General features: G+C 26.3%; 9 protein-coding genes and 4 tRNA genes. All 13 read right to left on the bottom strand.

Annotated features, from left to right (window positions below; translation table 11 throughout):
* Positions 1-101: 101 nt before the first annotated feature.
* A tRNA-Ser gene (locus RATSFB_RS00065) sits at positions 102-192 on the bottom strand.
* 11 nt (positions 193-203) lie between these two features.
* A tRNA-Ser gene (locus RATSFB_RS00060) sits at positions 204-294 on the bottom strand.
* Positions 295-367: 73 nt separating this feature from the next.
* Positions 368-1,969, bottom strand: a complete 1,602-nt coding sequence (locus RATSFB_RS00055; protein WP_014094035.1) for a hypothetical protein — start codon at positions 1,967-1,969, stop codon at positions 368-370.
* 29 nt (positions 1,970-1,998) lie between these two features.
* Positions 1,999-3,285 (bottom strand): serine--tRNA ligase, encoded by a 1,287-nt coding sequence (serS, locus tag RATSFB_RS00050; RefSeq protein WP_014094034.1) that lies wholly within the window; start codon positions 3,283-3,285, stop codon positions 1,999-2,001.
* A 65-nt stretch (positions 3,286-3,350) separates the two neighbouring features.
* Positions 3,351-3,857, bottom strand: a complete 507-nt coding sequence (locus RATSFB_RS00045) for an HD domain-containing protein (protein WP_014094033.1) — start codon at positions 3,855-3,857, stop codon at positions 3,351-3,353.
* 80 nt (positions 3,858-3,937) lie between these two features.
* Positions 3,938-4,013, bottom strand: a tRNA-Ala gene (locus tag RATSFB_RS00040).
* Position 4,014: 1 nt separating this feature from the next.
* Positions 4,015-4,091, bottom strand: a tRNA-Ile gene (locus tag RATSFB_RS00035).
* Positions 4,092-4,170: 79 nt separating this feature from the next.
* Positions 4,171-6,597 (bottom strand): DNA gyrase subunit A, encoded by a 2,427-nt coding sequence (gene gyrA / locus RATSFB_RS00030; protein WP_014094032.1) that lies wholly within the window; start codon positions 6,595-6,597, stop codon positions 4,171-4,173.
* A 19-nt stretch (positions 6,598-6,616) separates the two neighbouring features.
* The gene (gene gyrB, locus RATSFB_RS00025) at positions 6,617-8,536 is read right to left on the bottom strand and encodes a DNA topoisomerase (ATP-hydrolyzing) subunit B (protein WP_014094031.1); all 1,920 of its coding nucleotides are present in this window, start codon (positions 8,534-8,536) and stop codon (positions 6,617-6,619) included.
* 32 nt (positions 8,537-8,568) lie between these two features.
* Positions 8,569-8,826 carry an extracellular matrix regulator RemB gene (remB, locus tag RATSFB_RS00020; RefSeq protein WP_014094030.1) on the bottom strand — a complete coding sequence of 86 codons (258 nt, stop codon included), beginning with the start codon at positions 8,824-8,826 and terminating at the stop codon, positions 8,569-8,571.
* Between the two features lies 1 nt (position 8,827).
* Positions 8,828-9,928, bottom strand: coding sequence for a DNA replication/repair protein RecF (gene recF, locus RATSFB_RS00015; RefSeq protein ID WP_014094029.1), 1,101 nt, complete (start codon positions 9,926-9,928; stop codon positions 8,828-8,830).
* 64 nt (positions 9,929-9,992) lie between these two features.
* The gene (dnaN, locus tag RATSFB_RS00010; protein WP_014094028.1) at positions 9,993-11,099 is read right to left on the bottom strand and encodes a DNA polymerase III subunit beta; all 1,107 of its coding nucleotides are present in this window, start codon (positions 11,097-11,099) and stop codon (positions 9,993-9,995) included.
* A gap of 229 nt (positions 11,100-11,328) precedes the next feature.
* Complete coding sequence (gene dnaA, locus RATSFB_RS00005; protein ID WP_014094027.1) at positions 11,329-12,687, bottom strand: chromosomal replication initiator protein DnaA; 1,359 nt, start codon at positions 12,685-12,687, stop codon at positions 11,329-11,331.

The raw sequence follows: 12,687 nt of genomic DNA, 5'->3' as shown, positions 1-12,687 counted from the left end.
AAGACATTCATTTTATAAAAATATATAAATTTAATACTCCAAAAATCTTTCTTAAAAATACCAAAAAAAGGTGCTATTTTAATTTAAATAGCACCTTTTTTTGGCGGAGAAAGAGGGATTCGAACCCTCGCACCAGTTTCCTAGCCTACACCCTTAGCAGGGGTGCCTCTTTAGCCACTTGAGTATTTCTCCAAAAAATTAATTGGCGGAGAGAGTGGGATTCGAACCCACGGTACGCTATCAACGCACGCCGGTTTTCAAGACCGGTGCCTTAAACCACTCGACCATCTCTCCATCGTTACGATAACTATTATATCACTTTAAAAAATATGTGTCAATACTTTTTCGTAATATAATAGTTAATTTTTTAAGATAATATTTTCTTAATCTTGTTTATATAACTCTGATTAAAATAATTATTTTTATATGTTTCTCTATAATATTTTTGTTTAGTGATAGGTATTAAAGTAAATTTCAATTGACACTCAACAACACTCTTTAATTTTTCATCCAAGTTCCTATCATCATCTATTATTTCATTGATTCTATTTATATAAATATCTTTAAAATAATCATTAAATATATTATCAAGAACCTCTTTATGTAAGGCAAAATCTTTTAAATCATTTATATTCCCAATATCATCATACAAAAACCCATAATACCCAGATGTATATTTGATCCTATCAACACTTTCTTCTAAAATTTCAATTTCTCCATACTTATCTCTTAATGAACTTAATTGTTTCTCATCAACAACCGCTAAATGATTTTGAAGTTCGACTATCATATCATTCTTTTTTAAATAATCAACCTCAGGATCATTAATAATTATATTTACAAAATTCTCATATAACTCTTTATATCTTTCAGGAATGGTATATAAAACATCATCTTCATAAAACGCTAGTGAATACACATTAGCTGGATAATTAAATATATCAAACAAAAACTTATGATTTATCCTATATGTCTTCCTATTATCACCTATAATATTTAAATTCTTTATCCTATCAATCTTTAATGAAAAATCTTCTCTATTTGTAGGTTTATACTTTATATACAAAGTTTGTTTTAACAAGGACAATTTATCCTTAATAGATAACTTTTCATCATTTATTACGTCAAGTGCATAACTAGCATAATTTGAATAAACATTTGAATCCATAGTTTCAATTATATAATCATGAAATGCAAAATTTTCTAAATCTTCTTGAGTAGTTATGTTGTTATACAAATATCCGTAATCATCACCTCTATATGTATAATAGGACGTATTTTGATTTACCTCATCATTATTTTTAAATTCGTTTACATAATAATTCATATCATTAAATTTGAGAATTAAGTTATCATTTTTATCTCTATAAATCCTCAACTTTAAATAAATATCTGTATATACCTTATGCCTTATATTTAAATCATAAGAATACTCTGATAAATACTGCTTTATACCATCATAATTTCTATCATTATAAACATTATTTAAAACTATATTTTTGATGATTTCACATTCCTCATTGGATAAATTAAAACTTTTACCTTCATCTACTAAAGATAACTCTTTATAATACTCCGTAAAATCAAAATTTAACATAAATTCATCATAATAACTACTATTAACATAAAGTCCTCCATACAAATATGGATCCTCAACATTTATATATTCTTGAAATGGATCAACATAAATAACTTTCCCATTATCAATTTCAGAAATATTTATATTCTCTTTAAAATAGTTGTTCTTATTTAAATAACCTATATATGGATAATCCTTATTGCTTAACTTAGTATAATTAAAATCATCATCATACAATCTTATGAACTTTTTACTCTCAAAATCTATTGATCCATTATTATATACATATACCTTCTTAGTTAAACTGTTTAAATTAACCAAACTACATATACCTATAAAAATAAGCACTATTAATATTAAAACAATTCCTCTTTTAATATTTTTAGTCATCAATACCCTCCTTAGAAATCAAACATCAATTAAGATATAATTTCTAATCCATTAAAGTATTTCCTCAGTACTTCTGGTATAACAACTCTACAATCTGATGTTTGGAAATTTTCAAGTATCGCTGCAAATGTCCTACCAACAGCTAATCCTGACCCATTTAACGTATGCACAAATTTAGTTTTAGATGAGTTGTTTTCTCTATACCTTATATTGCCCCTACGGCTCTGAAAACTCTCAAAATTACTACAGCTAGATATTTCAACATATCTATTATAACTTGGCATCCAAACTTCTATATCATATTTAAAGGACTGTGAAAACCCTAAATCACCTTTGCATACTTTAACAACTCTATAAGGTAACTTTAACTCTTTCAATAAAAACTCAGCATCATTAACAAGCTTCTCTAATTCATTATAAGAATCTTCTTCACGACAAAACTTAACCAATTCAACTTTATTAAATTGATGTAACCTTATCAAACCTCTCGTATCTCTACCGGCTGAACCAGCCTCAGATCTAAAACAAGCACTATAAGCTACAAATTTCTGTACAGGTTTTGTCTCACTTAAACTAATTATTTCATCTCTATAATAATTCGTAACTGGTATTTCTGCTGTCGGTATTAGAAAATAATCTTTATTCTCTACTAAAAATGCATCATCTGCAAATTTTGGTAATTGACCCGTACCTGTAAAACTATCTTTATTTGCCATATAAGGTGGAATAATCTCTACATACCCATGTTTCATCGTTTGTACATCTAAAAAATAATTTATAAGTGCTCTCTCTAATCTTGCCCCCAATCCTTTATAAAACACAAATCTAGATCCTGTAACTTTAGCACTTCTTTCAAAATCTAATATATCTAAACTTTTAGCTATATCCCAATGTGCTTTTATTTCAAAATCATGCTTAATTGGTTCTCCCCATTTTCTGACCTCAATATTGTCTTGATCACTATCACCTTCTGGTACATCATCACTAGGTAAATTAGGAATTCTAAGCATTATATAATTTATTTTTTCATTTAAAATATGTATTTTTTTATCTAATTCCTTGATTTTATCACTTAAATTTTTCATTTCCTTAAAGATATCATCAACATTCTCACCATTCTTTTTTAATTCAGCTATTTTTTTTGAAGAAACATTTCTCTTATTCTTTAATTCTTCTACTTTAAGTATAAAAGAATTCTTTTCCTTATAAAATTCAATAAGATCATCTATTGTGTCAACTAAAAAATCCTCTCCTCTATTACTCAATTTTTGTTTTACAAAATCTTTATTATAAACAATAAATTTTAAATCTAACATAAAAATCTCCTCTACTAAATTTTAAAATTTTTTTGTTTTAAAATATCAAATTACTTATTTAAATATTAACAATAATTAGAATCACAATATTTTAACAAATTAATGTATTTATTATTCCTCATTATTTTTTCTGAATGATGATATCTGATAGAATATAAAAAATCATCTGAATATCTAAATTTTTTCAAAATATCATAGCTATATTTTGAATGTTTTAAATACTTGCAAATACGTTTTTTATCTATAAAAAATATCAGTTTCCTTATTCTTCTATTATTTGTAATAATAACAATAACAGGCTTTAAAAACAAATTTAATCTTGAATATATTTTCCCGATATCATGAAGTAAACACATCTTTATCACTAAGCTAACTTCATAATCACATATACCGAATTTATCATACACTTTTAAACATTTTTTAGCAACTTTTATACAATGCTGTTTTTCACTTTTTAAGAGTTTGTTGAAATAATATAACTCTTCTTTATCTAGATAATTTTTTAAAAATTCTTCATCTATTTTATAAAACAAACTAAATATATAAAATAAAAATTGTTTTATTCTATCCATCGTTTTCCCTTAATATTTGATATTTGAGAAATAAACAGAAAAGAGTACGCATCCAATACGTACTCTTTTCTGTTTATAAATGGTGGAGATAAAGGGACTCGAACCCTTGACCCCCTGCGTGCAAGGCAGGTGCTCTCCCAACTGAGCTATACCCCCATGGTGGATCTTCAGGGACTCGAACCCCGGACCGACCGGTTATGAGCCGGTTGCTCTAACCAACTGAGCTAAAGATCCTTAGTAAGAACAACTTACATTCTTATTATATGTTTATTTATATAAGTTGTCAATACTTTTTAAATTATTTTTTCATTTTTTACTCTTTTATCTTGCCTATTGTAGTTATCTTTTCATTATTTGTTGTTCTCATAAGTTTAACACCTAATGAACTCCTGCCTATTTGTGAAATATCACTTACCTTTATTCGTATTCCAACTCCATTTGAATTAATAAGCATAACATCATTATTCTTATTTACAACACATGCACAAGATACTTTACCTGTCTTTTCAGTTATCTTATAAGTTTTTATGCCTTTTCCCCCTCTATTTTGTACAGGGTAATTTTTTAATGCTGTTCTCTTACCATATCCATTTTCACTTGTAATTAACAAATCTTCTCCTTCTGTTGCAATATCTATAGAAATAAGGCTATCTCCTTCTCTTAGTGTAATAGCTTTAACCCCAGATGCACCTCTTCCCATAGCACGTATATTTTTTTCATTAAATACTATTGCATATCCACAACTAGTAACCATTACTATATCAGCATCACCTTTTGTTTGCTTTACATTTAATAACTCATCATTATCTTTTATACCTATTGCAATTAATCCATTTTTTCTTATTTTTGAAAATTCTGAAATCTTAGTTTTCTTAATAAGCCCAAGTTTAGTAGCCATTAATACATATCCATTATCATCTAATTTATCTAAACATAAAACAACTTGAACTTTTTCATTGCTATTTAAATTTATTAAATTTACTATGTTTATACCTTTAGCTATCCTTGATGAATCAGGTATTTCATAAGCTTTTATATTATATACTCTACCTAAATTTGTAAAAAATAACAAATTATGGTGTGTCGTTGTATGGAAAATATTTTCTATAAAATCATTTTCTTTTACTGTCATAGCCTGCATACCTCTGCCTCCTCTTTTTTGACTGGAGTACGTATTAGATGCCATCCTCTTAATATATCCATCGTGAGTTAATGTAACAACTATATTCTCTTTATGTATTAAATTATCCCTATCTATGTCATCCTCATAAAACATTTCATCTATATAGGTTCTTCTGTCAGTATTGTGTATTTTCTTTATATCTAAGAGTTCATTTTTTATGAGTTTGAGTAAAGATCTTTCATTATCAAGTATTTCTTTCAACTCTTTTATTAGTTGTATCTTCTCAGATAACTCTAACTCTATCTTATCTCTCTCTAGAGCTGTTAACCTTCTAAGCCTCATTTCTAATATAGATACCGCTTGAATTTCTGTAAATCCAAATTGCTTTATTAAACCTTCCTTAGCTATTTCATTATTGCTGGATTCCCTTATTAATTTAATAATTTGATCGATATTATCTAGAGCGATTTTATACCCTTCTAATATATGTTTACTATGCTCTGCTTTCTTATAATCAAATTGAGTTCTTCTAGTTACAACTTGTTTTTGATAGTTAAGATAATGAACTAAAATTTCTTTAATATTTAAGATTTTAGGCTCGTTATCAACTAAAGCAAGCATAATAACACCAAATGTATCTTGAAGTTTTGTTAATTTATATAATTGATTTAATATTATATTTGCATTAACATCTCTTTTTAATTCAATTACAATTCTTATACCTTCCCTATCTGATTCATCTCTTAAATCATGTATTCCTGTAATTTTCTTATCTCTTATAAGTTCAGCTATATATTCAATTAGTCTTGATTTATTAACCTGATATGGGATTTCTGTAATTATTATACAGTTTCTATTGTTTATTTCCTTAATTACAGATTTTGATCTTATTGTTATCTTACCTTTTCCTGTTTGATACGCATCTCTTATACCATTAACCCCTAATATAATACCACCTAATGGAAAATCAGGACCCTTTATATATTTCATTAACTCATCTATGCTTACATCTTCTCCATCATCAATTAAACATATTATGGCATCTATAACTTCCCCTAAATTATGAGGAGGTATATTAGTTGCCATACCAACAGCAATTCCAGATGATCCATTAATAAGTAAATTAGGTATTCTGCTTGGAAGTGTAGCTGGCTCTTTTTCAGATCCATCATAATTATCTAAAAAATCTACCGTTTCTTTATTTATATCCCTTACCATTTCTAATGTAATTTTACTCATTTTAGCTTCTGTGTAACGCATAGCCGCTGCAGAATCACCATCAATTGATCCAAAATTACCATGTCCATTTACCAAAGGATTCCTCATCGAAAAATCTTGTGCCATTCTAACTAAAGCATCATAAACAGATGAATCACCATGAGGGTGGAAATTTGCCAAAACATCTCCAACAATCTTCGCGCTCTTCCTATAAGGTTTGTCTGGGTATAATGATAAGCTATACATTGAATATAAAATTCTTCTATGTACTGGTTTTAAACCATCTCTAATATCAGGGAGTGCTCTTCCTATTATTACACTCATAGAATATTCCATATAACATTTTTTCATTTCTGAACTTATATCTATATTTAATATTCTTCCTTCATTATTTGACATATATAGATCCTCCCCATAACTAGATATCTAAATTCTTGACATCTCTTGCATTATTTCTTATGAATTCTCTTCTAGGTTCCACTTTATCTCCCATTAATATAGAAAATATCTCATCTGCATAACTAGCATGCTCAATCGTCACTCTTAAAAGCGTTCTAGTTTCCGGATTCATAGTAGTTTCCCACAATTGAGAAGGATTCATTTCTCCTAAACCTTTATACCTTTGAATTATTAAATTGCTCTTATTTATTTCTTTTAATTTCAAATTCAATTCTTCTTCAGTGTAACAATAAAATTCCTTTTTACTTTCTGTAACCTTATATAAAGGAGGTCTAGCTATGTATACAAAACCCTTTTCTATAACTTCAGGCATATATCTATACAAAAATGTTAATAAAAGAGTTCTAATATGTGATCCATCAACATCAGCATCAGTCATAAGAATTATACGATTATATCTTATCTTGTTTACATCAAACTCTTGACCTATACCACATCCAAATGCAGTTATCATACATCTTATAGTTTCAGATGATAATATCTTAAAAATTCTCTGCTTTTCAACATTCATAATTTTACCTGCCAGCGGAAGTATAGCCTGAAATTTTCTATCTCTTCCTTGTTTTGCTGATCCACCCGCAGAATCACCCTCAACAATATAAATTTCACACTCTTCAGGATTTTTAGATGAACAATCTGCAAGCTTTCCTGGTAATGATGTTCTATCTAAAACAGATTTACGAGTAGTTTCCCGTGCCTTTTTAGCCGCTTCTCTTGCTTTAGCAGCGATAATAGCTTTCTCACATACAATTTTCCCGATATTTGGATTTTCATTTAAAAATTCTGAAAAACAATTAAAAAATATACTATCTACAATACTTCTAACTTCACTATTACCAAGTTTAGTTTTTGTTTGTCCTTCAAATTGAGGATTAGGAATTTTTACTGACAACACACACACAAGTCCTTCTCTAATATCCTCACCTATTAAACTCTTTATTTCATCCTTATTATGTTCTTTTATGTAATTAAACTTTTTAGCATAATCATTTACACACCTTGTTAAAGAAGTTTTAAATCCTATAAGATGAGTTCCTCCTTCCTGAGTAAATATATTGTTTACATATGTTAATACATTTTCATTATAACTATCAGTATATTGCATAGCTATTTGTAAGTTCAAATCATTCTTTGAATGTTCAAAATATATAACATCATCAAAAAGACACTCCTTGCCTTTGTTTATATGTTTTACAAATTCCTTTACGCCGCCTATATAGAAAAAATTTTCAGATTTATCAAATCTTAAATCAATTAAACTTATTCTTATTCCTGCATTTAAAAAAGCTAATTCTCTTAACCTTTGACTTAAAACATCAAAATCATATTCTACAGTTTCTGTAAAAATTTCTTTATCAGGAATAAAAAATGTTTCAGTCCCGTTTTCTGTTGTTCTACCAACTTTTTTAACATCATCTATAGGTTTGCCTCTACTATACTCTTGAAAATATATATCACCGCCTCTTTTAACTTTCACGTAACATTTTTCAGATAAAGCATTAACAACCGATGCTCCTACACCATGCAATCCTCCAGAAATTTTATAACCATTTCCATTAAACTTTCCACCAGCATGTAGTACTGTCATAATAACTTCTAATGTTGATTTTTTTAATTTAGGATGTTCTCCAACAGGTATACCTCTCCCATTATCACTTATGAGTATTGAATTATCCTTATTTATCGTTATACTTATTTGATCACAAAATCCAGCCAAAGCCTCATCAATACTATTATCTACTATTTCGTATACTAAATGATGAAGTCCTTTTTTAGAAGTGCTTCCTATGTACATACCTGGTCTTTTACGAACAGCTTCAAGCCCTTCTAAAACCTCTATTTGATTTTCATCATATTGATTGTAATTATTCTGTTGCAATCAAATTCCTCCAAACGGTTTATATTAAAAATTTAAATTTTATCTCCACTAATTCTTTTTATTAATGTATGAGATGAAATTGAAGATAAAAAAATCTTACTTTTATTATTTATCTCTGTTACTACAACAGATTTAATATAATAATCATACGTTTTTTGTACAAATCCCTCTTCATCAGATATTCTTAAGAAATCATTACTATCTTTAGATTTAAAAGTTGTATCTATATTAAATATACCAACTATATCTTTATCTATAACACTTACTTCATTTCCTAATTGAATATACAATTTAACACCTCTCTAAAATTTCACCTTTGTGTATATTAAAAACCTTACAGGGTCTTAAAATTTCCTCATATATTTCAGTACAAGTTATAAATGTTTGAACATTTGGAAGGAAATTTATTAAAAAATTCCTCCTTTCACTATCAAGTTCTGATAATACATCATCTAAAAGTAATACAGGATATTCTTTTGTAATTTCCTTTATTATTTTTACAATAGCTAATTTTATAGATATAATTGCACTTTTTTGTTGACCTTGCGATGAATAATTCGAAGCTTCTTTATCATTTATAAAAACTATAAAATCATCTCTATGTATACCCTTACTAGAACTTTGTCTAATTTTATCCATAGACCTATCTTTTTTTAATATATTTATAATTATATCTTTTATATTTTTATTATTTCTACAAATTTCCAAATCTATAAAAGAATTATAGGTAATTATTATATTTTCTTTATTAAGAGATATATTAGTATGTATATTTTTGGAAATTTTGTCTATCTTATCTATATATTCTAATCTTTTATTAATTATAATTTCACTGTATGAGGCTATTTGTTCATCATATACATCCAGTAGCTTATCGTTAACATTTTTTTCTTTCAGTAAATTATTTTTTAATTTTAAAACTTTATTATAGTTAATAATACATTCTAAATAAGTTCTATCAATTTGAGATATATTAATATCTAAAAATTTTCTTCTAATAGCAGGTGAATCTTTAATTATTTTCATATCTTCCGGAGCTATCATAATAACTTTTATATACCCTATAAAATCTATTAATCTACTAATATTTAAATTATTTATATTTATATTTTTCCCTTTTAACTTATCAAATTTAACACGTCCTACTAATTTTTTTTCATCATCTTTTATAATATTAGCAAATATTTGCGTATACTGTTCTTTAAAATTAATTAAATTATTTAATTTTGTTGTTCTATGGGATTTTAACAATGAAAAAAAATAAATTGATTCTAATATATTTGTTTTTCCCCCTCCATTATTACCTACTAAAATATTTAAATTTGCATGTAAATTAATACTTATATTCTTATAATTCCTAAAGTTTTCCAATTTAATATCACAAAACCGCATTATTATCTCCAAATAAAATTTTAAGATCATTTATAAATTAAATGATCTTAAAATCCAAATTATATTAAACAATAAATCTAACAGGTAAAACCATATACTTTGAACTATCGCTTTTATTACCCTTAATTATACAAGGAGTTATATTATTATTAAATTTAATTTCAATCTCATCCTCTTCGATTGATTTAACCGCATCAACAAGATATCTAGAATTAAAAGCTATATCTAAATCTATCCCATCTTTTTTTATTACTATTTCCTCCTTTAGTTGACCAAAAGAAGAATGGGACTTTAATACTAATTTATCTTCTCTTATTTCCATTTTAACTAAATTGTTGTTTTTATCTTTAGTTAATAATGTTGATCTTTCTAATCCATTAATTAATTCATATTTAGAAACAATAACAGATAATTTATATTCTCTAGGTATTATTGAATCATATTTTATAAAGTCTCCTTGGAGTAATTTTAATACTATTTTATCATTATTCACATTTATCATTATGAAATTATTTGTAAGATATATTTCAATTAAATCATCTGTTTCTTTAAGTATTTTATTTAATTCATTTAACGTCCTAGCTGGAATTATTATATTTATATCCTCATTATTATCTATAATTTCACTTTTTAATGCAAGCCTAAATCCGTCTAAGGCTACAAAAGTTAAAATATTATTCTTTATATTTATAAGAACTCCTGTAATTATACCTTTAGATTCATCAAACGAGGCAGAAAAAGTTGTGCTTTTTATCATATTCTTAAATATAGATTGTTTTAATAATATTTTATTTTGAAAATCAACTTGGGGTATTTGAGGATATTCTTTTGAATCTAAATTCAATAAATTAAATTCAGTATTACCTGATGAAATAATTATATTTTTTTTATTTAACTCATTGTTTTTGATTTCAATTTTATCCGAAGGAAGTCTTTTTATTATTTCACCAAACAATTTTGAATCTAAAAATAATTTACCTTGTTCGACTACCTTAGCATTAACCTTTGTTTCAATTGATAAATCTGTATCTACGCCAATCATTGTTAAATTATTATCATCTATATGCATAAATATACTACCTAAAACAGAGGAATTGATTTTATTTGTTATAGCTTTTTGAACAATATTTATTTTTTCAACCAATTCTGATTTATTGCAAAAAAATTTCATAATTAAACCATCCTTAATAATTAAATAAAATTAAAAAATTATAGTAGTAATAGTAATAAGGGTTGTTAATTTTGTTGAAACCAAATTTTTTATATAAAAATAGTTACACGTAGAAAAAATAGTCTTGTTAATAATTAGTGTAAAGAATATGAAAAACCTAATGTATAATAGTAAAAGTTTTGTTAGTTGAATTAATAAAAAATAAGTTATAAACATTAGTTGAAAACTATTATTTATTATTAGTAATTTTATTTGATAATTCATTAATTAAATTATTAAACTCTGGATCAGACTCTATTTTATTTAATATTTTTTCATAAGCATGTATGACTGTAGTATGGTCTCTACCACCAAATTTTTCGCCTATTTTAGGTAAAGATGAATCTGTAAGTTTTCTACATAAATACATAGCAATTTGTCTGGGAAAAGCTATATTTTGGGTTCTTCTTTGAGATTTAATTATATCGATAGTTAAATCAAAGTAGTTAGATATTGTTTCTTGTATGTATTCAATTGTAATTATTTTTGAATTATTAACACTTATTAGGTCTTTTAAGGCTTCTTTAGCTAACTCAAGGGAAATAGGAGTATTTGTTAAATTAGTGTAGGCTACTACTCTTAAAAGGGCCCCTTCTAATTCACGAATATTTGATTTAATTTTTGTTGCTATATAGATAAGTACTTCATTTGGAACATTCAAATTATCAACATCAGATTTTTTCCTTAATATAGCTATTCTCGTTTCATAATCAGGGGGTTGTATATCTGCAATTAGTCCCCATTCAAATCTTGAACGTAGTCTTTCTTCAAGTGTCTTTATTTCTTTTGGAGGTCTATCGCTTGATAGTATAATTTGCTTATTAGATTCATGTAGAGCATTGAATGTATGGAAAAATTCTTCTTGTGTACGTTCTTTTCCAGCAATAAATTGAACATCATCAATAAGTAAAACGTCAACAGTTCTATATTTATCCCTAAATTCTATGTTTTTATCGTCCTTTATTGAGCTAATTAACTCATTAATAAATTTTTCTGAAGTAAGATAAACAACTTTTAATTTAGAATTATTTTCATTGATTAAATGACCTATAGCATGCATTAAATGCGTTTTTCCCAAACCTACACCGCCATAAATAAATAATGGGTTATATGCTTTAGATGGGGATTCTGCAACAGCTAAAGATGCAGCATGAGCAAATCTATTACTATTTCCAACAACAAAAGTTTCAAATGTATATTTAGAATTTAAATTAGAATTTAAAGAAGTATTTAAAATATCATTATTATTTTTCAATACAATAGTTTTAGTCAGATTTTTGGAATATTCATTTTTAAATGATTCTTTCAATATGCATTTAACTTTATATGAATGCTTTGTTATATTGAATATTATTGAAGTTAATGAATCGATATATCTGAGATTAATAGTTTCTAAAATTAAAGAGTTATTACATCCAAGAATTATGGTAGAGTTGTAAATATTTAAAATTTCTATATCTGAGAACCATGTATTGAAGCTGATATCCGATAAATTTTTTTTCAATTCTAACAAAATGTCATCCCATAACTCTGTATAACTAAATTCCAA

The organism is Candidatus Arthromitus sp. SFB-rat-Yit (assembly GCF_000283555.1).
GTDB lineage: Bacteria > Bacillota > Clostridia > Clostridiales > Clostridiaceae > Dwaynesavagella.
Note: the sequence above shows the minus strand (reverse complement) of the source record. Positions and strands in the feature narration are given on the sequence as shown.

Coding starts and splice junctions, on each gene's coding strand:
- RATSFB_RS00055 (WP_014094035.1), bottom strand. CDS start 1,969: ATGACTAAAAATATTAAAAGAGGAATTGTTTTAATATTAATAGTGCTT.
- serS (WP_014094034.1), bottom strand. CDS start 3,285: ATGTTAGATTTAAAATTTATTGTTTATAATAAAGATTTTGTAAAACAA.
- RATSFB_RS00045 (WP_014094033.1), bottom strand. CDS start 3,857: ATGGATAGAATAAAACAATTTTTATTTTATATATTTAGTTTGTTTTAT.
- gyrA (WP_014094032.1), bottom strand. CDS start 6,597: ATGTCAAATAATGAAGGAAGAATATTAAATATAGATATAAGTTCAGAA.
- recF (WP_014094029.1), bottom strand. CDS start 9,928: ATGCGGTTTTGTGATATTAAATTGGAAAACTTTAGGAATTATAAGAAT.
- dnaN (WP_014094028.1), bottom strand. CDS start 11,099: ATGAAATTTTTTTGCAATAAATCAGAATTGGTTGAAAAAATAAATATT.